A 22,449-nucleotide genomic window follows, 5' to 3' on the forward strand; every position below is an offset into this window, starting at 1 on the left:
TCCCTGAGAAGAATTGACTCAATGCATTATTTTTTCAGCCAGGGAGCGAATGGCGCCAGATCCTTGCCCGCTTCGACGTACCAGGCGCGGCGGGCGATGTCGAATTGCGCGCCCAGCGCCTTGACCTGGTCCTTCTCGTGGAAGGTGGCGCTCAGGTAGTGGCGCGACGGCGCGGCGGCGGGCGCGGCGGCTTTCTGCGACTGGTTGCGGGCCACGGCGCCGTCGGCGGCGGCGGCCGATTTCGGCAGCCGCATCTGGGCGATGAAGGCGCTGCGCAGCGCCGCGTCGGTGGGCGAGAGCAAGGTCAGGCGCGCGCGGGCGCGGGTGGCGCCGACGTAGAACAGGTTTTCCTCGTCGGCCTTGGGCTGGGTCGGGTGCGGGAATTCGTCGGCCTGCAAAAAGGGCAGGATCACGTGGTCGAATTCCTTGCCCTTGGCGTTGGCCACGCATTCGATCAGCACCGCCTTGCGTTCGCGCTTGCGGCGGATGAAGGCTTCGCGGGCGTTCATCGCGGCCCAGAACTCGCGCAGCGTCTGGCCCGAGGCGGCGGCCGATTCCAGCAGTCCCGCCACCGATTTGTTGACCACGCCCGCTTCGTAGGGACGCACAAAGATGCGCCGCGCCGTCGCCACCAGCTTGACCCGCTCGCACACTTCGCGCAGCACGTCGGCCGCCGGCGTGGCCTGGTCGACCGTGGACAGCCAGGCGATGGTGGCGATCACCGCCTGCTTGGTGGCCTGGCTGGCGACGTCGCGGTAGCTGGTTTCCTCGTCGTCGCGGCGCTCGTCCTCGATCAGGAACAACTCGCCCAGCAGCGCCGGATCCTTGACGATTTGCGCCTTGAAGTTGTCGATGCGGCGCGCCGTGAAGCGCATTTCGCTGAAGGCCAGCATGGCGTCGACGATCGCGCCGCGCACCTGTTCGGACTTGACGGCGGCGAAGTCCTTCAGCGCGATCGCCAGCAGGCCGCGCAGGAACAGCATCTCGTCGCGCTGCAGGTAGCCGGCCATGGCCGGCGTGCGGTAGTCGATGTCCGCTTCGATCAGCGCGTTCTCGATGGCCATCGACTGGTGGCGGTCGCGTATCAGGATGGCGCAGCCGTCCAGCGGATGGCCGTCGGCCTTCCACTGCTTGATCGCGGCGATGGCCTGCAGCGCGCAGCCGGCGGCGTCGTCGTAGTGGGCCTGGCGGATCTCGGTGCGCAGCGGCAGGCTCGATTCCACCGCCTTTTGCTTGAATTCGGCCATGGCGTAGGCCAGGTGCGGGCCGTGGCGGTAGCTGTAGGTGAGCGGATAGCGCACCAGCTTCGGATAGCTCTGCGCGAAGCGGCGGTTCAGGTACTGCTCGCTGGCGCCCAGCCTGGCGTGGATCACCTGGTCCTTGTCGCCGGCGCCGACGAAGAAGCATTGCGGCCTGGCGACCAGCGCGTCGAGGATGCGGAAGGCGGCCTCGTTCAGGTCGTGCAGCTCGTCGCACAGCACCAGCCGGTAGTCGGGGAAGTGCTCGGCCAGCCGCGCGCCGCCGTCCAGGTTGCAGGCCAGGTCGTAGGTGGCGTCGAACGGGCCGCGGAACACCGCGCCGGCGCCACCGTCCAGCCGCAGCGTTTCATATTCGATGGTGGTCAGGTAGTCGGTCAGCGGCACGCCCAGCAACTCGGCCGCTTCCTCCACCCCCATGAATTCCACGTCGGTGGCCAGCGCCATCGTCGCCTTCAATTGCAGCTGCAGGTCGAGAAACTGGGCCAGCGCGATGCTGTGGGTTTGCGGCTCCAGGCCGTCGAGGCCGCCGGCGTAGCGCTTGCCGACGCGGTCGACCGCCTCCAGCGCGTAGGCTTTCAGTTGGCGCGCCTCGGCGCACTGACGCAGCGAGTCGCCGTCGATGCGGTCCAGCTGTTGGGCCGCGAAATCCTCGAAGGTCTGCACCGCCACGCGCGCGGCCAGCGCCGCCGGCACGCCGACGTCGAGCAGTCGCTGGCGCATGACGTCGCGCGCCTCGGGCGTGAAGGTCAGCGCCAGGATCTGTTCCGGCGCCAGCTTGCGCGCCAGCGCCTCGCCGATGCGCAGCGCCAGCGTGGTGGTCTTGGCGGCGCCGGCGTTGGCGTCCACCAGCACCACCTTGTTCTGGGCCAGCTGGATCGCGGTCTGCTCTGCGGTGGGGATCAGGCCATGCGGGGTGAAACGGGGAGGATTATTGGTTTGGACAGCGCTCATCCGCACATTATAGCGAGCGGCGCGGGGATGGCGGACACCGGTGGCTGCAACGGCTGCAGGCGCGCGGTCGCCCCCTCGATGAACTGGGCGCTGAACACGCGCCGTTCGATCTCGGTTTCCCGGCTGTCGATGACGGCGCACAGCAGGTTGGCGGCGGCGGCGGCCATCTTTTGCATCGGCTGGCGCAGCGTGGTCAGGTTGTAGCTGAGCCAGTTCGACGGCTCGACCGCGTCGAAGCCGGCCACCGACATCTGCTCCGGCACGGCGATGCCCAGCTGGTGGCGGGCGCAATCGAGGCAGCCGATGGCCATCACGTCGCTGCCGCAGATGATGGCGTCGGGCACGCCGCCCATCTGCTCGATGATGGCCTTGAGGCCGGCGGCGCCGCTCTTGTAGTCGTATTCACCCGGCACCACGACCGGCGGCGGCAGGCCCAGTTCGGCCAGCCGCTCGCAGGCGCCGCGGCGGCGCTCGCTGGCGACGGTGGAATCCTCGGTGCCGGCGATGATGCCGAAGCGGCGGTGGCCGGCGGCGGCCAGGCGCGAGACCAGCATGCGGCCCGCTTCCAGGTGGTCGCAGGTGACGGTGTTGACGCTTTCGTCGCGCAGCGTGCGGTTGAACAGCACCAGCGGCATGCCGCGCCGCTCGAATTCGGCGATGTGGTCGCCGCTGAGGCGGGCGGCGGCGATGACGCCGTCGACCTGGAATTGCCAGACGTCGGCCAGCACGCGGTCGACGTCGCTCTCGCGCTCCAAGGTGAACAGCAGCACGCGCTTGCCGCGCGTGGTCAGGTTCTGGCTCAGCTCGGCGAGCAGTTCGGGGTAGTACAGGTTGGCCTGGTTGGTGATCAGCACCGCCACCATGTTCGAGCGGCGCGTGATCAGGCTGCGGGCGGCGGCGTTGGGGATGTAGTCCAGCAGCGCGGCGGCCTTCATCACGCGGGCGTAGGTGGTCTTGGAGACGCTGGCGCCCGGCTTGAAGCAGCGCGATACCGCGGATTGCGATACGCCGGCCACCAGCGCCACGTCGTACGAGGTGACGCGGCGGGCTTCGCGGGCGATGGTGGCTTTGTGTTCAGTCGCGCTGACTTCGAGTGTCGGCTTGGTCTTGGTCATTGTTTTTATGCGGGGTGGCTGCTTGTGCAGGTCTCAATCCGTCGAGCATAATCAAAAACTTGTCCGATAGCAACAAATATCGTTTTTCTTTCAAGAAATATTCGGCTAGTTGTGGCCACCATGCAATTTTTACCCGAAGGTGGGATTTCGCGGCAATTTCTGATAAGATACCGCCCCTTTACGATCTGAAGGATTTGACATGGCCATAGCTTGCGGCGTCGATTTTGGCACGTCAAATTCCACCGTGGGCTGGGTGCGTCCCGGCCACCCCGTGATGCTCGGGCTGGAGGATGGCAAGACCACCTTGCCGTCGGTCGTGTTCTTCAACGCGGAGGACGAGGAAGTCACCTTCGGCCGCGCGGCGCTGGCCGAATACCTGGCCGGCTACGAGGGACGCCTGATGCGCTCGATGAAGAGTTTGCTCGGCACCAGCCTGATCGACGGCCAGACCGAGGTCGGCGGCCGCGCGCTGCCGTTCCGCGCGCTGCTGGCCCAGTTCATCGGCGAGCTCAAGCACCGCGCCGAACAGTCGGCCGGCCGCCAGTTCACGTCGGCCGTGTTCGGCCGTCCGGTCCATTTCATCGACGACAGCAGCGACAACGACCAGCTGGCCGAGGACACGCTGGCCGAGGTGGCCCGTTCGGTCGGCTTCAAGGACATCGCCTTCCAGTTCGAACCGATCGCCGCCGCCTTCGACTACGAGTCGCAGATCGCCCGCGAGGAACTGGTGCTGATCGCCGACATCGGCGGCGGCACCTCGGACTTTTCGCTGGTGCGCCTATCGCCCGAGCGCGCGAAGAAAACCGAGCGGCGCGACGACATCCTGGCCAACGGCGGCGTCCACATCGGCGGCACCGACTTCGATAAATACCTGAGTCTGTCGTCGGTGATGCCGCTGCTGGGCTACGGCAGCCGCCTGCGCAACAACAGCGAGGTGCCGTCGAGCTACTACTTCAACCTGGCGACCTGGCACACGATCAACCAGGCTTACACCAAGAAGATGTGGACCCAGCTGTCCGACCTGCTGCGCGATTCGGCCGAGCAGGAAAAGCTGGGCCGCCTGCAAAGGCTGATCGACGAGCGCGCCGGCCACTGGCTGGCGATGAAGGTGGAGGAGGGCAAGATCGCCTTGTCCGACGCCGCCCGCGTGCAGCTGGAGCTGGACCGTCTGTCGCCGGCCGTCACGCTGGAGCTGGACCGCGCCGCGTTCGACGAGTCGATCGGCCACCTGGTCGGATCGGTCGAGAACACCGTGCTCAGCCTGCTGCGCGATGCAGGCGTGGCGCCGGCCGATGTCGACACCGTATTCTTCACCGGCGGCTCGAGCGGCGTGCGCATGCTGCGCGAACGCATCGCGGCGCTGGTGCCGGCCGCGCGCAAGGTCGAGGGCGATTTGTTCGGCAGCATCGGCGCCGGCCTGGCGCTGGACGCCGTGCGCAAGTTCGGCTGAGGTGACGAGATGCTGAACCAGTCCATCGTCATGCTCGACTTTGAAACCACCGGCCTGTCGCCCGACATGGGCGACCGCATCACCGAAGTGGCGGCGCTGCGCATCGTCGACGGCAAGGTGGTGGAGCGCTATGTCTCGCTGATCAACTGCAATGTGCGCATCCCTTCGTTTATCACCGGCCTGACCGGCATCACGCAGGCGATGGTCGACGGCGCGCCGCCGGTATCGAAAGTGGTGCCGGAGCTGCTGGACTTCATCGGCGGCGACACGCTGTCCGCCCACAACGCCAGCTTCGACGACAAGTTCCTGCGCGCCGAGGCGGCCCGGCTGGGCTTGACGCCGGGCTATCAATCGCTGGTGTGTTCGCTGAAACTGTCGCGCCGCGTGTTTCCCAACCTGGCCAGCTACAAGCTGGGCAATCTGTCGGGACAGCTGGGCATCCGCTTTGCCAGCGCGGCCCACCGGGCCGAGTCCGACGCGGAAGTGGCGGCGCAGGTGCTGATTCATATCGGCAAACATATCGGCGCCACCTATGGCATCGCCGGTGTCGATCCGGCCTTGTTGGTGTCGATCAACAAGCTGGCGGCCGCCAAGGTCCACCAGTTCCTGGAAAAACAAAAAGTGCGGTGACCAAGCGTCACTCGCATTACAATACCGGCACCGATTAACCGTTTGTTGGTATTTTGTGAACATACGCCGCAACCTTTGCCACGTGCTGCTGTCGCTTCTGCTGGTGTTTTCCCAGCAGATGGGGTTCTCGCACGCGCTGTCGCATGCGGCGGCGGGTTCGGTGCAGCTTGCCGCCCAGGCAAGCGACCAGGCGGCTGACGACACCGGCGGCATCACCAAGCTGGGCCTCGATCACAGCTGCGCCCAATGCCTGGCGTTCGCGCAGATCGGCTCCGCCGCCGACACCCGTTTCTATTCCTTCCCGCTGGCCGACAACGATGCGTCGGCCGCCATCGCCTCCACGCCCGCGGCGCTGGATTGCCAGCGCACCGTTTGCGGCTTCCTGTCCCGAGCTCCGCCCGTCCTGTCCTGATTGCGTCCGTTGGATCCGTTGCCGCTGCATCCAGAGCAGGCGGCGGTTCGTCGTATCTCTCTACAGGAATCAACATGTTGAAGCACAGCGTAATCGTGGCGGCCCTGAGCGCCGCCGTGGCAGCACCACAAGTGCATGCCGCCGATAAAAAAGAACAAAAGGAACTGGCCGAGATCCGCGCCGAGATCCGCCAGATGAAGGACGCCTACGAGGCCCGCCTGCAGGCGCTGGAGCAGCGTCTGCAGCAGGCGCAATCGGATGCGGCAGCCGCCAAGGCGCAGCTGGCTGCGCCGGCCGTCGCTTCGGCCGCCGCTCCGGCGACGACCCCGCCGGCCGATGCCGTGGCCGCCGCGCCTTACGTTGAAACGCCGGCAGTGCCGTCGGCCGTCGGCGGCGCCAATGCGCCAAGCAACCTGTTCAACCCGAACATCTCGATGATCCTCGGCGGCACGTTGCAAAACCTGAAACAGGATACTACCCAGTACCGTCTGCAAGGCTTCGCGCCCAGCGGCGGCGAGGTCGGTCCGGGCAAGCGCGGCTTCAGCCTGGGCGAATCCGAGCTGACCATGGCCGCCAACATCGATCCGCAATTCGCCGGCCAGCTGACCTTCTCGCTGAGCGGCGACAACGAGGTATCGGTGGAAGAAGCCTTCGTCCAGACCCGCGCCATGGAAAACGGCCTGAACATCAAGGCCGGCCGCTTCCTGTCCTCCATCGGCTACCTGAACAGCCAGCACGCCCACACCTGGGACTTCGTCGACGCGCCGCTGGCCTACCAGGCCTTCCTCGGCGGCCAGTACAAGCCGGACGGCGTGCAAGCCAAGTGGCTGGCGCCGATCGACCAGTTCCTGGAAATCGGCGTCGAGGCCGGCAGCGGCAGCGGCTTCCCCGGCAACGACCGCAACAAGAACGGCGCCGGCGCCGTCAGCGTGTTCGCCCACATCGGCGACGACATCGGCGATGCGGCCAGCTACCGCGCCGGCGTGTCCTATCTGCATACCGGCGCCGAGCAGCGCGCCTATGAAGACCAGGGCCTGACCAACAGCTTCAGCGGCAAGACCAATATGTGGATCGCCGACGCCATCTACAAATGGGCGCCGAACGGCAATCCGACCAACACCAACTTCAAGCTGCAGGGCGAATACTTCCGCCGCAAGGAAACCGGCACGCTGGACTACGCGGTCGACACCGCCGAGGCCGCCAACGGCAGCTACCGCAGCACGCAGTCCGGCTGGTACCTGCAAAGCGTCTATCAGTTCATGCCGACCTGGCGCGCCGGCCTGCGTTACGACCGGCTGTCGTCCGGCTCGCAGCGCATCGGGCTGATCGACAGCGGCGTGCTGGGCTGGGCCAGTCTGCCTGTCCTGGAGGCGTACGACCCGTCGCGCACCAGCTTCATGATCGACTACAGCCCGTCCGAGTTCTCGCGCCTGCGCCTGCAACTGGCGCGCGACAAGTCGCGTCCCGGCGTCACCGACAACCAGATTTTCCTTCAATACATCATGAGCCTGGGCACGCATGCTGCCCACTCGTTCTAAGGAGCAGGCAATGAAACACACACTCAAACAACTGCTGTTGGCCGCCGCAGCCTGCGTGGCGGCAACGTCGGCGCACGCCGCCCTCAACGTGCTGGCCTGCGAGCCGGAATGGGAAGCGCTGACCAATGAGCTGGGCGGCGACAAGGTCAAGGTGTCCAGCGCCACCAACGCGCTGCAGGATCCGCACCGCGTCGAGGCCCGTCCGAGCCTGATCGCCCGCACCCGCAACGCCAACCTGCTGGTGTGCACCGGGCTGGAGCTGGAAGTGGGCTGGTTGCCGGTGCTGGTCCAGCAGTCGGGCAACAGCAAGATCGCCGCCGGCCAGCCGGGCAACTTCGAGGCCGGCGCGTTCGTGCAGCGCCTCGACGTGCCGAGCAAGGTCGACCGCAGCGAGGGCGACGTCCACGCCGCCGGCAATCCGCACATCCAGCAAAACCCGCACAACATCGCGCTGGTGGCGGTGGCGCTGGCCAAGCGCCTGGCCGAGCTCGATCCCGCCAACGCCGCCTACTACCAGGCGCGGCAGAAGGATTTCTCGGCGCGCTGGGACGCCGCCATGCTGAAGTGGGAAAAACAGGCCGCGCCGCTGAAGGGCGTGGCCGTGGTCGAGCACCACAAGAACATGGAGTACCTGATGAGCTGGCTGGGCTTGCGCCAGGTGGGCACGCTGGAGCCCAAGCCGGGCGTCGAGCCGAGCGCGGCGCACCTGTCGGAGTTGCTCAACCAGCTGCAGCGCGCGCCGGCCAAGATGGTGATACGCGCCGCCTACCAGGACGGCCGCGCTTCGCAGTGGCTGTCCGAGCACGCCAAGATTCCGGCGGTGGTGCTGCCGTTCTCCGTGGGCGGCGACGACAAGAGCAAGGATTTGTTCGGCCTGTTCGACTCGACTGTACAACGCTTGCTGGATGCGAATAAATGAACGCTGAAACACTGGACCTGATGATCATCCTGCCGGCGCTGCTGGCGGGCCTGCTGGTGCTGACCACGCACGTGCCGCTGGGCGCGCAGGTGCTCAAGCGCGGCATCGTGTTTATCGACCTGGCGATCGCGCAGATCGCCGCGCTGGGCGTGATCATCGCCGGCGTGGCCGAGCTCGATCCGCAGGGCTGGGCGGTGCAGGGCGCGGCGGCCGCGGCGGCGGTGCTGGGCGCCTTGCTGCTGACCTGGACCGAGAAGCGCTGGCCGGAAGTGCAGGAAGCGCAGATCGGCGTGATGTTCATCCTGGCCGCGACCGCCGGCCTGCTGCTGGTGGCGCATAATCCGCACGGCGGCGAGCATTTGCAGGACTTGCTGGCCGGCCAGATCCTGTGGGTGCGCTACGATCAGCTGCTGGTGCCGGCCATCGGCACGGTGGTCATCTGCGCGCTGCTGTATTTCTTGCGCGACCGTTTGAGCCGGCTCGGCTTTTACCTGATCTTCGCGCTCGCTGTCACAGCTTCGGTACAACTGGTGGGCGTCTATCTGGTGTTCACCAGCTTGATCGTGCCCGGCCTGGCGGTGCGCCATTATTCCGGCAAGAAACGACTAGTGCTGGCTTACCTGATCGGCGCCGCCGGCTATGCCAGCGGCCTGGTGCTGTCGACGCTGTACGATCTGCCATCGGGCGCCTTGATCGTCTGGTGCCTGACGGTGCTGGCGATTGGCGTGTACGCGGCGGGTCCGAAGCCCAATGGCCGGCAACGCAGCATTCATCACTGAGTCGTCACTGAGTCATCACTGAGTCATCACTGAAAACGATAACATTTTATCATGACGCATTTGAGCGCGCTCAAACCACGAAACGGGGTGCGTTTTACACTTTAACCAACATTGTGACAGCGTTGGACTGAGGTGTGCCATGAAAAATCAGAGCTCGGCGAGGGAAGGGTACGACACCTATTTGTGGTATCGCGAAGCCGCCGAGCGCGGCGATGCGTACGCCCAGTTCAATCTGGGGCTGCTCTACAAAAAAGGCGACGGCATCGCACGCGACGAGGGCCGCGCGTTCTACTGGATGTTCAAGGCCGCGCACCGGGGCCTGGCGTTCGCCCAGAACCACCTGGGGGTGATGTACTACAACGGCCGCGGCGTCACCAGCGACGACCGCGAGGCGGTGCGCTGGTTTCGCGCCGCCGCCCAGCAGGGCGACGTTTCGGCCCAGCAAAACCTGGGGCAGATGTACAAGAAGGGACGCGGCGTGTCTCGCAACGATGAAACCGCCTTGTCGTGGTTTTACCGCGCGTCCGAGCAGGGGGCGGCCAGCGCCCAGACCTTGCTCGGCGAAGCCTACGTGCACGGCATGGGCGTGCGGCGCAACTTTCCGCTGGCGCTGGCCTGGTTCCGTAAGGCCGCGCTGCAAAACGATCCCAGCGCACAACTCAATCTCGGTTTGATGTACAAGCACGGCCACGGCGTGGCGCGCAACGATGCGCAGGCGCTGGCATGGTTCCGCCAGGCCGCCGCGCAGGGCGACCCCGTCGCGCAGCGGCTGGTCGGCGTGGCCTATGCCGAGGGGCTGGGGGTGGCGGCCGACCAGCTGCGCGCCTATGCCTGGCTGCAGCGCGCGGCCGAGCAGGAAGACGCCGACGCGCAGTTCAACCTGGGCATCATGCTGGCCAACGGCAAGGGCGTGGACCGGGACGACGAGCTGGCGTTTTCGTGGTACCGCCGCGCGGCCGAGTCCGGCCATGTGCTGGCCCAGTACAACCTCGGCGGCATGTACGCGCGCGGACGCGGCGTGGCGCGCGACGAGCGGCGTGCGTTGGAGTGGTACCGCATGGCCGCCGAGCAGGGGGCGCCGAACGCGCAGTTCAATGTCGGCGTGATGTACGCGAACGGCCACGGTGTGGCCAAGGACGAGGCGCGCGCGGTGACCTGGTACCGCAGCGCGGCGGAGCAGGGCGACGCCAGCGCGCAAAACAACCTGGGCGTGATGTATGCCAACGGGTTGGGCGTGGCGCAGGACGACCGGCAGGCGGCGGAATGGTATGGCAAGGCCGCCGAGCAGGGCCACGCGATGGCGCAGTTCAACCTGGGCGGCATGTACGGCAGCGGCCGCGGCGTGCCGCGCGACGTGCAGCAGGCGTGCATGTGGCTGTTGCTGGCGGCCGACGCCAGCGAGCTGGCCGCCGCCAGCAACCGCAAGAAATCCGAGCTGGGCTTGACGCCGCAAGCGATGGCGGCGGCGCAGGAACAGGCGCGGGAATGGCGCGCCGCCCACTGCAAGCTGACGCGGCCGCTATAGCCTTTGCCTGTCAGGCGCCTTGCCGGCGGTCGATGAACAGGCTGTTGCCGTGTATCTTCTTGGCCTGCTTCTTGGATTCCGCCGCCGCGGTGGCGATCTGGTGGTGGGTGTAGTACTGGCGCGGCTCGACGCGGATCGCGCCGACGGACAAGCTCATCAGCGAATAAAACACTTTCTTGCCCTGGCGGTCTTCGCTGAGATAGCCGCCGCGCTCGCGGTCCTCGAGGCTGTAGAAGTCCAGCACGCTATGCCCGAACTGCTCCAGCACGGCCTGGCAGCGTTCCTCCCAATCCTCGCTCTGGAACAGCACCATGAAATCGTCGCCGCCGATATGGCCGACGAAGTCGCGGTTGGCGTCGCAGCGCTCGCTGAGCAACTGGCCGGTCAGCTGGATCACGTCGTCGCCGCGGCGGTAGCCGTAGACGTCGTTGAAAGGCTTGAAGTGGTCCAGGTCGAAATAGCAGACCCAGAACCGCGTGCCGCTTTCCAGCAGGCGGTCGATATGCTCGTTGATCGGCACGTTGCCCGGCAACTGGGTCAGCGGATTGGCGTAGCGCGCGGCGTTGATCTGCATCTGCGTGATCTCGCGCATCAGGTCGTGGCCGGTGCCCATGCCCAGGTAGCGGCCCTGGTCGGTGATGATGAAGCCGTTGAACAGGTGGTGGGCGTCGGCCTGCACCATGCGGAAGCTCAGGTCCTGCAGGCTGGTGTCCTTGTCGGCGATCAGCGGCTTGCGGTCCATGAACTGCTTGCACGATTTCTTGCCGTACAGCTCGCGCTGGTAGGGGCGGGCGAAGTGGTCGATCATGTCGAAGCGGCTGATCAGCCCCAGCGGCTCGCCGTCGTCGACCACCGGGATGATCAGCAGCTTGGGCTGCTTGACGAAGATTTCGTAGACGTCGTTGTTGTTCATGGAGGACGGCACGGCATCGACCTGGTTGAGCAGCTTGTAGATGCTGGCCGTGTTTTTTTCGGCGCCGCGCTGCGGATAGACCGCCACGCCGTTGCGCGCCAGCGCCTTGACCACCTCGGCCGGCGCGGTGCGGGCCGGTTGCGCGTTGGGCCGGCCCAGGTGGTAGCCCTGACCGAAGGCGACGCCGACGTCGCGCAGCACCAGCAGCTCGGCCTGGGTCTCGATGCCCTCGGCGATGACCAGCGTGTCGGACTTGTCGGCAATCTCCTGGATCGAGCGCACGAACTGCAGCTTGACCGGGTCGTTGTTGATGCATTGAATAAAATGCATGTCGATCTTGACATACTCGGGACGCAGTTCCGACCACAGCCGCAGGCTGGAAAAGCCTTCGCCAAGGTCGTCGATGGCGATCTGGAAGCCCATGTTGCGGTAATGCAGCACCGCCTCGCGCATCAGGTCGTAGTCGTAGGTCGGCTGGTTTTCGGTCAACTCGATGATCACGCGGTCCGGGTGGATGCCGATCTGGTGGATGTATTCCAGCGTTTCGCCATGCCGCGCGTCGCGCTGCAGCAGGCATTCCGGGCTGACGTTGAGGAACAGCTTGCCCGGCAGTTTGAGTTCGGCAAAGCGCTCCAGCACCACCTTACGGCACAGGTGCTCGACCTGCACCGTCAGGCCGTTGACGCGCGCCACCTTGAACAAGTTCATCGGCGAGTGCAGCGGGCTGTCGGACGGCCCCCGTATCAAGCCCTCATAGGCGATGATTTCGCCGCTCTGCATGTGTACAATGGGCTGGAACAGCGCACTCAGCTGGCGCCGCGCGAGGATGTCGTGCAGATGCGCGCGCAGCACGGCGTCGTCATCCTCTGCCAGAGGCTTGAGATAACTGACGGTAGCGCCTTGCGGCGGTTTGCGGCCGAGAACGGAATTCACGATGGCGGTGCTCAATAGGCTTCAACCGGCAGATCGTAGCGCGCTTTTGTGACCGCATGATGACGTATAGAAACAAATCTATTGCTCCGACGCTACCCCCGGTCGCTACAATCGGTACAATATGTGCTTGTCATAAATAAAGTTCAGGCTCCCCATGCGTCGTTGTGTCCGTCGATCCCTGTTGTTCTGTCTGCTGGCCTGGAGCGCCGCCGGCGCCGGCGCCAGCGGTCTCACCGTGCAGGTGCAGGACGCGACCGGCAAAGCCTTGCCCGACACCGTGATTTATGTCGAGCCCGAAGGCGGTCCGGCGGCCGGCAAGGCGCCCGCCACGGCGGAGATCGAGCAGAAGGGCCTGAAGTTCCTGCCCCTGGTCAGCGTGGTGCAGACCGGCAGCAAGGTATTCTTCCCGAACAATGACAAGGTGCGCCACCACATCTATTCCTTCTCGCCTGCCCATAAATTCGACCAGAAGCTGTATTCCGGCCAGTCGGCCGCGCCCCAGGTGTTCGACAAGGCAGGCACGGTTGTGCTCGGTTGTAACATCCATGACAAGATGCTGGCTTACGTCAAGGTGGTCGACACGCCGTACTTCGCCAAGACCGACGGCGCCGGCGCGGTCCGCATCGAGCTGCCCGCCGGCAAATACGTGGTCAAGGCCTGGCACTACAACACGGTCGGCGGCGCCACCCCCGAACAGCCGCTGACGGTGAAGGCGGGCGACAGCCTGGCGACCGCGGTGTTCAAGCTGCCGATGAAGGCGGCGTCGGCCGAAGACGCATCCTCGTCCAATTACTGAGGGATGGCCTGAGCATGCGCATTCGTTTTCGCAGCCTGGAAAGCCGGATCGTCACGCTGTTCCTGGTGTTGATCATCGCCGTGCAGGTGGCCGGCCTGCTGGTGATCCAGCGCGGCATCGACAACAACGCCCGGCTCAGCATCGGTAGCGAACTCAGCAACGGCGCCAAGGTGTTCCGCCGCCTGCTGGACCAGAACGCGCAAAGCCTGCGCTTCGGCGCCCGCCTGCTGGCGCGCGACACCGCCTTCGTGGCCGCCATCGGCAACAACGACGAGAGCGACCGCGCCACCATCGAGTCGGCGCTGGCCAACAGCGGGCGCCGCATCAAGGCCTCGCTGACGATGCTGATCAGCGCCGAGCGCAAGATCAGCGTATCGACCAACAACAGCCAGTCGGCCGGGCTGGAAAAACTGGTCGACAGCATGCTCGACGCCGCCGAAGCCTCCGACGGCGCCAACGGCATCGCCATCGTCGACCGCCGGCCGTACCAGATCGTCGTCATGCCGGTCAAGGCGCCGATCACCATCGGCTGGATCGTGATGACCTTCCCGATCGACCGCCAGCTGGCCACCGACATGCGCGAAGTCAGCTCGCTGCACACCACCGTGCTGACGCGCGACCCGCAAGGGCGCTGGATGGCCGTGGGCTCGACCTTCCTCGGCGCGTCGGCGCAAACCGTGGTCGACCAGCTGCAGGCCTTGCCGTCCACGCCGGAAGGGCCATTCGACATGACGGTCGAGAGCAGCCAGTACAGCGCGCGCCTGCTGTCGATCGGCAGCGACAACGGCCAAGCCGCCAGCGTGCTGCTGGCGCGCTCCATCGACGAGGCGACCGCCGAATACACCCGCCTCGAACACTGGCTGATCGGCCTGACGCTGGCCGGCATCGCCGTCTCGGCGCTGGCCATCGTGTTCACCGCCAAGCGCATCGCTCAGCCGATCAGCTCACTGGCGGAAACCGCCAAGCGTCTGGAACAGGGCGACTACAAGGGCCAGATCGACACCAGCCGCGAAGACGAAATCGGCGCGCTGGCGCATGCCTTCGACGCGATGCGCGAGGGGATCGCCAAGCGCGAACAGGAAATCCGCCGGCTGGCGTATTGGGACACGCTGACCGGGTTGCCGAACCGCGCCCAGTTCCTGCTGCTGCTGAACGACGCGCTGGCCGACGCGGGCAAGCGCGATGAAGCGGTGTTCGTGCTGATGATGGACCTGGACCGCTTCAAGCACGTCAACGACGTCATGGGCCACAACTTCGGCGATGCGCTGTTGCGCCAGGTGGCGGGCCGCCTGCAGCTGCTGCTGGCGAACCGGCGCCAGTCGTCGGCGCAGGTGGCGCGGCTGGGCGGCGACGAATTCGCCGTGCTGCTGCCGGCCTCCGACCTCGATTCGGCCCAGCGCATGGCTGCCGAGATCCTGCAGACGCTGGAGACGCCGCTGTCGCTGGAAGACCAGACGGTCGACATCGGCGCGGGTCTGGGCATCGCCGGCTATCCGGCCCACGGCAGCGACGGCGTCGCCTTGCTGAGCATGGCCGAGGTGGCGATGTACGCGGCCAAGCAGCGCAACGACGGCGCCGTGGTCTACGACGTGGCGATGGACAAGTCCAGCGAGAAGAGCCTGTCGCTGCTGACGGAGCTGCGCAACGCCATCGAGCGCAACGAGTTCCGCCTGCACGTGCAGCCGAAGATCATGCTCGATACCGGCAAGGTGGTGGGCATGGAGTCGCTGGTGCGCTGGGTCCATCCCGAGCGCGGCAACGTGTTCCCCGACGAGTTCATTCCGTTCGCCGAGCAGACCGGCTTTATCCGCGTTCTGACGCGCTGGGTGATGGAGAAGTCGGCGGAGTTGTGCCAGGAGCTGGCGGCCAAGGGCTATCCGCTGAAGGTGTCGGTCAACCTGTCGACGCGCGACTTGCTGGACCAGGACCTGCCGGCCAAGTTTGCCGACCTGCTGGAGCGCCACAAGCTCGCTCCCGGCTCGTTCTGCCTGGAGATCACCGAGAGCGCGATCATGGACGATCCGGTGCGCGCCCAGAACACGCTGGAGCGCCTGAGCGCGATGGGTGTGGACCTGTCAATCGACGATTTCGGCACCGGCTATTCGTCGCTGGCGTATCTGAAGCGGCTGCCGGTCAATGAACTGAAGATCGACAAGTCCTTCGTGCTGAACATGGAGAACGACATCGGCGACACCAAGATCGTGCGCTCGACCATCGACCTCGGTCACAACATGGGCCTGCGCGTGGTGGCCGAGGGCATCGAGAGCGAAGCCGTATGGCGCCTGCTGGCCGAACTGGGGTGCGACCAGGGGCAGGGTTACTTCATGAGCCGTCCTATCCCCGGCGACCAGCTCATTTCCTGGCTGGAGACGTGGCAGGCGCCGGCCGCCATCGCCGCCGACGACGTCAGCTACGCCAAATAAAAAATGTCCTGGCTTCCGGCCTAACGTTTCAAATTTGCTAAACTTCACGTTATGATCTGTGTTCCTGAACCTTACTTCGATACGGATCACACATGCAACGACGTTTATCGCTATTGGCCTCCCTGATATTGTCGCAAGCCGCCGCCCTGGCGCAAACCTGCCCGGTCCCCGGCGCAACGCTGAACTACCCGATCACCCGCACCGTGGACCAGCAGGACAACTACCACGGCACCACCATCGCCGATCCCTACCGCTGGCTGGAAGACGCCAACAGCGACGAGACCCACGCCTGGGTCGAGGCGCAGAACAAGCTGACGCAGGGCTACCTGTCGCAGATCCCGGGCCGCGACGCGATCAAGTCGCGCCTGACCAAGCTGTGGAACTTCGAGCGCTTCAGCGTGCCGTTCAAGGAAGGCGGCCGCTATTTCTACAGCCGTAACGACGGGCTGCAGAATCAGTCGGTGCTGTACACGATGAAGACGCTGGCCGACGTGCCGCGCATGCTGCTCGATCCGAACACGCTGGCCGCAGACGGCACCGTGGCGCTGGCCGGCCTGGCCGTCAGCCCGAACGGGCGTTACCTGGCCTACAGCACCGCGGCATCCGGCTCCGACTGGAACGAGATCAGGGTGCGCGACATCGACAGCGGCAAGGACACCGACGACATCATCAAGTGGGTCAAGTTCTCCAGCACCGCATGGCTGCACGACGGTTCCGGCTTCTTCTACAGCCGCTACGACGAGCCGAAGGAAGCGACCAAGCTGGCCGACGTCAACTACTTCCAGAAGCTGTACTTCCACAAGGTCGGCACGCCGCAAAGCGCGGATACGCTGGTCTACGACCGGCCGGACCACAAGGACTGGGGCTTCGGCGCCGAAGTGAGCGAGGATGGAAAATACCTGGTGATCACCGCGTCGCAGGGCACGGAGAACAAGAACCGCATCTACTACAAGGAGCTGTCGCGCAAGGACGCCAAGGTGGTGCCGCTGCTGGAGGACTTCGACGCGGCCTATAACTTCATCGGCAACGACGGTTCCGTGTTCTGGTTCCGCACCGAGCGCAACGCGCCGCGCGGCCGCATCATCAGCATCGACACCCGCAAGCCGGGCGTGTTGAACTGGAAGCAGATCGTGCCCGAGAGTGGCAACACGATGGTGTCCGCATCCATCGTCAACAACCAGCTGCTGGTTGATTACCTGAGCGATGCGCACAGCCTGGTCAAGGTGTTCGACCTCAAAGGCAAGCCGCTGCACGATATCGAACTGCCGGGCCTCGGCTCGGCCGGAGGCTTCAACGGCAAGCGCGCCGATACCGAAACCTTCTACTCGTACACCAGCTTCACCACGCCGTCGACCATCTACCGCTACGACCTCAAGGCCAACAAGAGCAGCGTGTACCGCCAGCCGAAGGTGGACTTCGACCCGGCTTTGTTTGAGACACGCCAGGAATTCTTCACCAGCCGCGATGGCACCAAGGTGCCGATGTTCATCGTGTCGAAGAAGGGTCTGAAGCTGGACGGCAGCAATCCTACTTACTTGTACGGCTACGGCGGTTTCAATATCTCGCTGACACCGTCGTTCTCGGTCGCCAACCTGGCGTGGCTGGAAATGGGCGGCGTCTACGTGATGGCCAACCTGCGCGGCGGCGGCGAGTACGGCGAATCGTGGCATGCGGCCGGCACCAAGCTGCAGAAGCAGAATGTGTTCGACGATTTCATCGGCGCGGCCGAATGGCTGATCGAGCACAAGGTCACGTCGCCGGCCAAGCTGTCCATCGGCGGCGGCAGCAACGGCGGCCTGCTGGTCGGTGCGGCGATGACGCAGCGTCCCGAATTGTTCGCGGCGGCGATCCCGCAGGTCGGCGTGATGGACATGCTGCGCTTCCACAAGTTCACCATCGGCTGGGCCTGGACTTCGGACTATGGCTCGTCCGACAACGCCGACGAATTCAAGGCGCTGGTCAAGTACTCGCCGCTGCACAACCTGAAGAAGGGCACCTGCTATCCGGCGACCATGATCACCACCGCCGATCATGACGACCGCGTGGTACCGGCCCACAGCTTCAAGTTCGCCGCGACCGCGCAGGCCGATCAGGCGCCGGGCGGCGCGCCCATCCTGATCCGTATCGACAGCAAGGCCGGCCACGGCGCCGGCAAGCCGACCACCAAGCAGATCGAGGAAGTGGCGGACCGCTGGGGCTTCCTGAGCCGCGCGCTGAAGATGGACGCCGCTGCTGAAGGCGTCAAAGCGGCGGGCCAGCAGTGAGGGCCGCGCCAGCCGCCGGGCCGCTGCTGCTCGCCATTTTGATGTCGGGCGCGGCGCCGGTGGTTGGCGCCGCCGCTTCGCCTTCGGCCGTTTCGTCCACGGCGCCGGCTGCCAGGCAGATCGCCGACGTCACGCGCGGCATGCAATCGCAGCCGGGCTTCATCGACGTCTGGCGCGATACCGACAAGGGCAGGGTGCTGCTGTCAGTGGCCGCGTTGAACCAGCCCTTCCTGCTACTGAGTTCCTTGCCTTACGCACTGGGCTCGAACGACGTCGGCCTCGATCGCGGCCAGCCGGGCGAGATGCGCATGGCGCACTTTGAAAAACGTGGCGCCAGGCTGTTCCTGGTCCAGGAAAACACCAACTTCATCGCCGCTTCGCCGGATAAGGACGAACGCGCCGCTGTGCAGGAATCCTTTGCCAGCGCGGTGCTGTGGTCCGGCGACATACTCGCCGCTGACAGTGAACATCATCTGGTCGACTTCTCCAGCTTCCTGCTGGCCGACCGCCACGGCGTCGTCGCGCGCCTGACGGCCGCCAAGCAGGGCGCCTACCAGGTCGATGCCACGCGTAGCGCCGTGCTGGCGGAAGAGGCCAAGGCCTTCCCGGACAACGTCGAACTGGAGTCGCTGCTGACCTTTGCCGGTCCCGGACAGGCCGAGTATGTGCGCCAGGTTGGCGCCGATCCCGCCAGCCTGTCGCTGCGCCAGCGCATCAGCATGGTGCGCCTGCCCGAGGTGGGTGAAAAAGCCGGCGGCTGGCAGCCACGCGCCTACCATCCATATTCCGGTGGCTTCGACACCAGCTACTACGACTTCGCCACGCCGCTCGCCAGCAGCATCGACGTTCACTGGCAAGTACGGCACCGCCTTGAAAAGACCGATCCGTCGGCGGCGGTCAGCACCGTCAAGAAGCCCATCGTCTACTACGTCGACCGCGGCGCGCCGGAGCCCGTGCGCTCGGCATTGATCGCCGGCGCCTCGTGGTGGGCCAGCGCCTTCGAGAAGGCCGGCTTCAAGGACGCCTACCGCGTCGAGCTGCTGCCCGAGGGCGTCGACGCGATGGACATCCGCTACAACGTCATCCACTGGGTGCACCGCGCCACGCGCGGCTGGTCCTACGGGAGCGCGCTGGCCGATCCGCGTACCGGACAGATTATCCGCGGCGCCGTCACGCTGGGTTCGCAGCGCGTGCGCCAGGACATCCTGATCGCCGAAAGCCTGCTTGCCCCGTACGGCAAGAACGCTCCGGCCGACAAGCAGAAGCTGGCCGAGGAAATGGCGCTGGCCCGCCTGCGCCAGCTGGCCGCGCATGAAGTGGGACACACGCTGGGCTTCGCCCATAATTTCGCGGCCAGCCGCATGGGCAACGGCAACGGCTCGGTGATGGATTACCCCCATCCGATACTGAAGCTTGACGCCAGGGGCAATGTCGATCTGGCCGATGCCTATGGCGTCGGCGTCGGTCCGTGGGACGACTACATCGTCAAATACATCTACGGCGACTTTGGCGGCGGCACTCAGGAGCAGTCGGCGCTGGCCAAGTTGCGCGCCGATGCGCGCGGCGCCGGCATGTTGTATTCCAGCGACCAGGACGACCGCTCGCCTGGCTCCAGCCATCCCGACGGTCTGCTGTGGGACTTCGGCCCGGACTCGATCAAGACCTGGGACCAGCTGGGCGCCGTACGCCGGCGCGCGCTGCAAACCTTCTCGGTGGATGTGCTGCCGGACGCCCGCCAGATCGGCGAGCTGGAAGCGCGGCTGGTCCCGGTCTACCTGCTGCAGCGCTACCAGGGCGAAGCGGTGGCGCGCCTGATCGGCGGCGGAGATTTCGATTACACCAGCGCGGGCGACGTCAAGGCCGGCCTGGCCAAGGCCGGCATCAAGGCCACGCCCGCGGCGATTCAGCGCCAGGCTTTGAACCGCCTGGCCGACAGCCTGCGCGCCGAATACCTGGCGCTGCCGGCCGGCGTGCTGGATGTCCTGACGCCGCCGGCGATGGGCCATGAACGCAGCCGCGAATACTTCGCCACCAATATGGGTTCGGTGTTCGACGCCTTCTCGATCGCCGAGGCGGGCGCCGCGCAAACGGCCGGCTTCCTGCTGGACGCCAGCCGCATCAACCGCGTCGCCTGGCAGCACGCGCGCGACGCGCAACAGCCCGGCGTGCAGGAAGTGCTGTCGTTGCTGCTGCAAAAAACCTGGAAGCGCGAGCCGGTGCCGGCCTCGGTCGTCGGCGGCGAAGCGGTGCAGCTGGCCGCAAACTGGGTGCTGGCAGACGCCATGCTGAACCTGCTGGACGGCGGCAAACTGCATCCGCAGGTGGCGGCGGAGGTGCGGCAATCGGTGCGCGAGCTGGCGCAGTGGCTGCAAAAGAACCCGGGCAAAGGTGTCACGGCCGACAGCCGCAAGCAGGCGGCCGAGCTGATCGCCGGCTATCTGGCCGATCCGCGCAGCGTCAAACTGCGGGCTTTGCCTGCTGTGCCTCCGGGAGCTCCGATCTGACCCGCACCAAAATGATGCCATCTTTCGGTGCGCACGACGGTGGTGCGAAGTATTCACCAAAATAAAACCCAGCGAAATCAGTCACTTAAAATTTGCACCAAAGTGGAACGAATATTGCTTTTACTCATATTCGTTTTTAACTTTTGCATTATTTTGGGGAGTAATCTTGATGGGTGGATACAAAGACGGCGCCGACGCATTGTTCATTTTGCTCGGCGCCATCATGATTTTGGCCATGCACGCCGGCTTCGCGTTTCTGGAGCTGGGCACGGTGCGCAAGAAAAACCAGGTCAACGCGCTGGTCAAGATCCTGGTGGATTTTGCGGTGTCGACGATTGCGTACTTTTTTGTCGGCTACAGCATCGCCTATGGCGTCAATTTCTTCTCCTCGGCCGACGTGCTGGCTGCCAAAAACGGCTATGAGCTGGTCAAGTTCTTCTTCCTGCTGACCTTTGCGGCGGCGATTCCTGCGATTATCTCGGGCGGCATCGCCGAGCGGGCGCGCTTCCATCCGCAGCTGATCGCCACCGCGCTGCTGGTCGGCTTTGTCTACCCATTCTTTGAAGGCGTCGTCTGGAACCACCGCTTCGGCGTGCAGCAATGGCTGGCCTCCGCCTTCGGCGCCGAGTTCCATGATTTCGCCGGTTCGGTGGTGGTGCACGCCGTCGGCGGCTGGGTCGCGCTGCCGGCCGTGCTGCTGCTGGGCGCCCGCCGTGGACGCTATATGAAAAACGGCGCCATCGCCGCCCATCCGCCGTCGTCGATTCCGTTCCTGGCGCTGGGCGCGTGGATTCTGACGGTGGGCTGGTTCGGCTTCAACGTCATGAGCGCGCAGGCGCTGGACAAGATGAACGGCCTGGTGGCCGTCAATTCGCTGATGGCGATGGTCGGCGGCACGCTGGTCGCGCTGTTGATGGGCAAGAACGATCCCGGCTTCGCCTACAACGGGCCGCTGGCCGGCCTGGTGGCGGTGTGCGCCGGCTCGGACCTGATGCACCCGCTGGGCGCGCTGGCCACCGGCGCCATCGCCGGCGGCGTGTTCGTCTGGATGTTCACGCTGGCGCAGAACAAGTGGAAGATCGACGACGTGCTGGGAGTGTGGCCGCTGCACGGCCTGTGCGGCGCCTGGGGCGGTATCGCGGCGGGCATCTTCGGCCAGAAAGCCCTGGGCGGCATCGGCGGCGTGTCGCTGGCGGCGCAGCTGGGCGGCACCTTGCTCGGCGTGGCGATCGCCCTGATCGGCGGCTTCGCCATTTACGGCCTGCTGAAAGCCACGCTCGGCCTGCGTCTCGATCCGGAGGAGGAGTTCCAGGGTGCCGACCTGTCGATCCACCGCATCACATCGACTCCGGAGCGGGAGTCGAATTGGTAACCAATTAACGGTGTATCACCACCAGCAGCGCCTTCGCCTCGGTCTTGCCGACGTTGCGGATGATGTGCTGCTGGTCACCCGGGTAGCGCGCCGTGCTGCCCAGCTTGACCTTCTTCTTGTCGGGCCCCACTTCCACTTCCACCGAACCGTGCAGCAGCGTCAGGTGTTCCTGCGCGCCAGGATCATGTCCCTGCGAGGCCAGTTCGCCGCCCGGCACCAGCGTCAGTTCATACCACTCATATTTGCTCGCCAGTTCCAGCGGGCCCAGGATGCGCAGCACGTAGCCGGCGTGATGGCCGGGCAGGGTAGGAATTTCGTGCGCCTCGATCACGCGGACGGTCTCCGTCTCCCGCTCGGCCGTTGCCAGCAGTTCCCCGATCTGCACTCCCAGCGCATTGGCCAGCCGCCAGGTGATGGCGATGGTCGGGTTGGCCTTCTCGCGCTCGATCTGCGACAGCATCGACTTGGAGACCCCCGCGATCCGGGACAGGTCTTCCAGGGTCAGGCCGCGCGCCAGGCGCAGCCGCTGCAGGGCGGCGCCGACTTCCGGTGGGGCGTTTGTCGAAACAGGTGTTTTCATTGTTTTATTCGGCAGATGGACTAAATTTCAATTGAATCGCCGCTGGTGCGCGGCTTGCAGAGTTCACTGGTTCTCTGTAATATTCG

The 22,449-nt window shown here is 65.5% G+C and carries 16 protein-coding genes; 12 read left to right on the forward strand and 4 right to left on the reverse strand.

Annotated features, from left to right (window positions below):
* Nucleotides 1-26 precede the first annotated feature (26 nt).
* Nucleotides 27-2,210: an ATP-dependent helicase gene (locus ABWW33_RS02155; RefSeq protein WP_353398361.1), complete on the reverse strand. Its 2,184-nt coding sequence runs from the start codon at nt 2,208-2,210 to the stop codon at nt 27-29.
* Nucleotides 2,207-3,325 carry a LacI family DNA-binding transcriptional regulator gene (locus tag ABWW33_RS02160; protein WP_176650578.1) on the reverse strand — a complete coding sequence of 373 codons (1,119 nt, stop codon included), beginning with the start codon at nt 3,323-3,325 and terminating at the stop codon, nt 2,207-2,209. Before ABWW33_RS02160 ends, ABWW33_RS02155 begins: the two co-directional genes overlap by 4 nt.
* A gap of 199 nt (nt 3,326-3,524) precedes the next feature.
* Between ABWW33_RS02160 and ABWW33_RS02165 the strand changes: the two genes are divergently transcribed.
* The 7 genes from ABWW33_RS02165 (at nt 3,525) to ABWW33_RS02195 (ending at nt 10,578) form a co-directional block, all read left to right on the forward strand.
* Nucleotides 3,525-4,775 carry an Hsp70 family protein gene (locus ABWW33_RS02165; RefSeq protein WP_176650579.1) on the forward strand — a complete coding sequence of 417 codons (1,251 nt, stop codon included), beginning with the start codon at nt 3,525-3,527 and terminating at the stop codon, nt 4,773-4,775.
* A 9-nt stretch (nt 4,776-4,784) separates the two neighbouring features.
* Complete coding sequence (locus ABWW33_RS02170; protein WP_353398365.1) at nt 4,785-5,405, forward strand: 3'-5' exonuclease; 621 nt, start codon at nt 4,785-4,787, stop codon at nt 5,403-5,405.
* 55 nt (nt 5,406-5,460) lie between these two features.
* Complete coding sequence (locus tag ABWW33_RS02175; protein ID WP_353398368.1) at nt 5,461-5,817, forward strand: hypothetical protein; 357 nt, start codon at nt 5,461-5,463, stop codon at nt 5,815-5,817.
* Nucleotides 5,818-5,891: 74 nt separating this feature from the next.
* Nucleotides 5,892-7,355 carry a putative porin gene (locus tag ABWW33_RS02180; protein ID WP_353398371.1) on the forward strand — a complete coding sequence of 488 codons (1,464 nt, stop codon included), beginning with the start codon at nt 5,892-5,894 and terminating at the stop codon, nt 7,353-7,355.
* 10 nt (nt 7,356-7,365) lie between these two features.
* Nucleotides 7,366-8,274 carry a metal ABC transporter substrate-binding protein gene (locus ABWW33_RS02185; protein ID WP_353398374.1) on the forward strand — a complete coding sequence of 303 codons (909 nt, stop codon included), beginning with the start codon at nt 7,366-7,368 and terminating at the stop codon, nt 8,272-8,274.
* The gene (locus ABWW33_RS02190; RefSeq protein ID WP_353398377.1) at nt 8,271-9,053 is read left to right on the forward strand and encodes a metal ABC transporter permease; all 783 of its coding nucleotides are present in this window, start codon (nt 8,271-8,273) and stop codon (nt 9,051-9,053) included. Before ABWW33_RS02185 ends, ABWW33_RS02190 begins: the two co-directional genes overlap by 4 nt.
* 139 nt (nt 9,054-9,192) lie before the next feature.
* Nucleotides 9,193-10,578 (forward strand): tetratricopeptide repeat protein, encoded by a 1,386-nt coding sequence (locus ABWW33_RS02195; RefSeq protein ID WP_353398380.1) that lies wholly within the window; start codon nt 9,193-9,195, stop codon nt 10,576-10,578.
* 10 nt (nt 10,579-10,588) lie between these two features.
* Here the strand turns inward: ABWW33_RS02195 and ABWW33_RS02200 are convergent, their stop codons facing one another.
* Nucleotides 10,589-12,340, reverse strand: coding sequence for a GGDEF domain-containing protein (locus ABWW33_RS02200; RefSeq protein ID WP_353399222.1), 1,752 nt, complete (start codon nt 12,338-12,340; stop codon nt 10,589-10,591).
* A 238-nt stretch (nt 12,341-12,578) separates the two neighbouring features.
* Between ABWW33_RS02200 and ABWW33_RS02205 the strand changes: the two genes are divergently transcribed.
* The 5 genes from ABWW33_RS02205 (at nt 12,579) to ABWW33_RS02225 (ending at nt 21,783) form a co-directional block, all read left to right on the forward strand.
* Nucleotides 12,579-13,220 carry a methylamine utilization protein gene (locus ABWW33_RS02205; protein WP_176650586.1) on the forward strand — a complete coding sequence of 214 codons (642 nt, stop codon included), beginning with the start codon at nt 12,579-12,581 and terminating at the stop codon, nt 13,218-13,220.
* Nucleotides 13,221-13,234: 14 nt separating this feature from the next.
* Nucleotides 13,235-15,643, forward strand: a complete 2,409-nt coding sequence (locus ABWW33_RS02210; protein ID WP_176650587.1) for a putative bifunctional diguanylate cyclase/phosphodiesterase — start codon at nt 13,235-13,237, stop codon at nt 15,641-15,643.
* Between the two features lie 92 nt (nt 15,644-15,735).
* Entirely contained in the window at nt 15,736-17,907 is a 2,172-nt protein-coding gene (locus ABWW33_RS02215) for a prolyl oligopeptidase family serine peptidase (RefSeq protein WP_353398384.1), read from the forward strand.
* The gene (locus tag ABWW33_RS02220) at nt 17,904-20,411 is read left to right on the forward strand and encodes a zinc-dependent metalloprotease (protein WP_353398387.1); all 2,508 of its coding nucleotides are present in this window, start codon (nt 17,904-17,906) and stop codon (nt 20,409-20,411) included. The genes ABWW33_RS02215 and ABWW33_RS02220 overlap by 4 nt, the downstream gene beginning before the upstream one ends.
* A 169-nt stretch (nt 20,412-20,580) precedes the next feature.
* Nucleotides 20,581-21,783: an ammonium transporter gene (locus ABWW33_RS02225; RefSeq protein WP_353398390.1), complete on the forward strand. Its 1,203-nt coding sequence runs from the start codon at nt 20,581-20,583 to the stop codon at nt 21,781-21,783.
* Nucleotides 21,784-21,787: 4 nt separating this feature from the next.
* Here the strand turns inward: ABWW33_RS02225 and ABWW33_RS02230 are convergent, their stop codons facing one another.
* Nucleotides 21,788-22,363 (reverse strand): helix-turn-helix domain-containing protein, encoded by a 576-nt coding sequence (locus tag ABWW33_RS02230; RefSeq protein ID WP_176650590.1) that lies wholly within the window; start codon nt 22,361-22,363, stop codon nt 21,788-21,790.
* Between the last annotated feature and the right edge of the window lie 86 nt (nt 22,364-22,449).

The organism is Duganella hordei (assembly GCF_040369125.1).
In the GTDB taxonomy this organism is placed as follows: domain Bacteria; phylum Pseudomonadota; class Gammaproteobacteria; order Burkholderiales; family Burkholderiaceae_D; genus Rugamonas; species Rugamonas hordei.

What these genes read in the sequence shown, in the direction of transcription:
- ABWW33_RS02180 (WP_353398371.1), top strand. Translation starts at nt 5,892, where the DNA reads ATGTTGAAGCACAGCGTAATCGTGGCGGCCCTGAGCGCCGCCGTGGCA.
- ABWW33_RS02165 (WP_176650579.1), top strand. Translation starts at nt 3,525, where the DNA reads ATGGCCATAGCTTGCGGCGTCGATTTTGGCACGTCAAATTCCACCGTG.
- ABWW33_RS02205 (WP_176650586.1), top strand. Translation starts at nt 12,579, where the DNA reads ATGCGTCGTTGTGTCCGTCGATCCCTGTTGTTCTGTCTGCTGGCCTGG.
- ABWW33_RS02215 (WP_353398384.1), top strand. Translation starts at nt 15,736, where the DNA reads ATGCAACGACGTTTATCGCTATTGGCCTCCCTGATATTGTCGCAAGCC.
- ABWW33_RS02225 (WP_353398390.1), top strand. Translation starts at nt 20,581, where the DNA reads ATGGGTGGATACAAAGACGGCGCCGACGCATTGTTCATTTTGCTCGGC.
- ABWW33_RS02185 (WP_353398374.1), top strand. Translation starts at nt 7,366, where the DNA reads ATGAAACACACACTCAAACAACTGCTGTTGGCCGCCGCAGCCTGCGTG.
- ABWW33_RS02210 (WP_176650587.1), top strand. Translation starts at nt 13,235, where the DNA reads ATGCGCATTCGTTTTCGCAGCCTGGAAAGCCGGATCGTCACGCTGTTC.
- ABWW33_RS02155 (WP_353398361.1), bottom strand. Translation starts at nt 2,210, where the DNA reads ATGAGCGCTGTCCAAACCAATAATCCTCCCCGTTTCACCCCGCATGGC.
- ABWW33_RS02170 (WP_353398365.1), top strand. Translation starts at nt 4,785, where the DNA reads ATGCTGAACCAGTCCATCGTCATGCTCGACTTTGAAACCACCGGCCTG.
- ABWW33_RS02190 (WP_353398377.1), top strand. Translation starts at nt 8,271, where the DNA reads ATGAACGCTGAAACACTGGACCTGATGATCATCCTGCCGGCGCTGCTG.
- ABWW33_RS02160 (WP_176650578.1), bottom strand. Translation starts at nt 3,325, where the DNA reads ATGACCAAGACCAAGCCGACACTCGAAGTCAGCGCGACTGAACACAAA.
- ABWW33_RS02195 (WP_353398380.1), top strand. Translation starts at nt 9,193, where the DNA reads ATGAAAAATCAGAGCTCGGCGAGGGAAGGGTACGACACCTATTTGTGG.
- ABWW33_RS02230 (WP_176650590.1), bottom strand. Translation starts at nt 22,363, where the DNA reads ATGAAAACACCTGTTTCGACAAACGCCCCACCGGAAGTCGGCGCCGCC.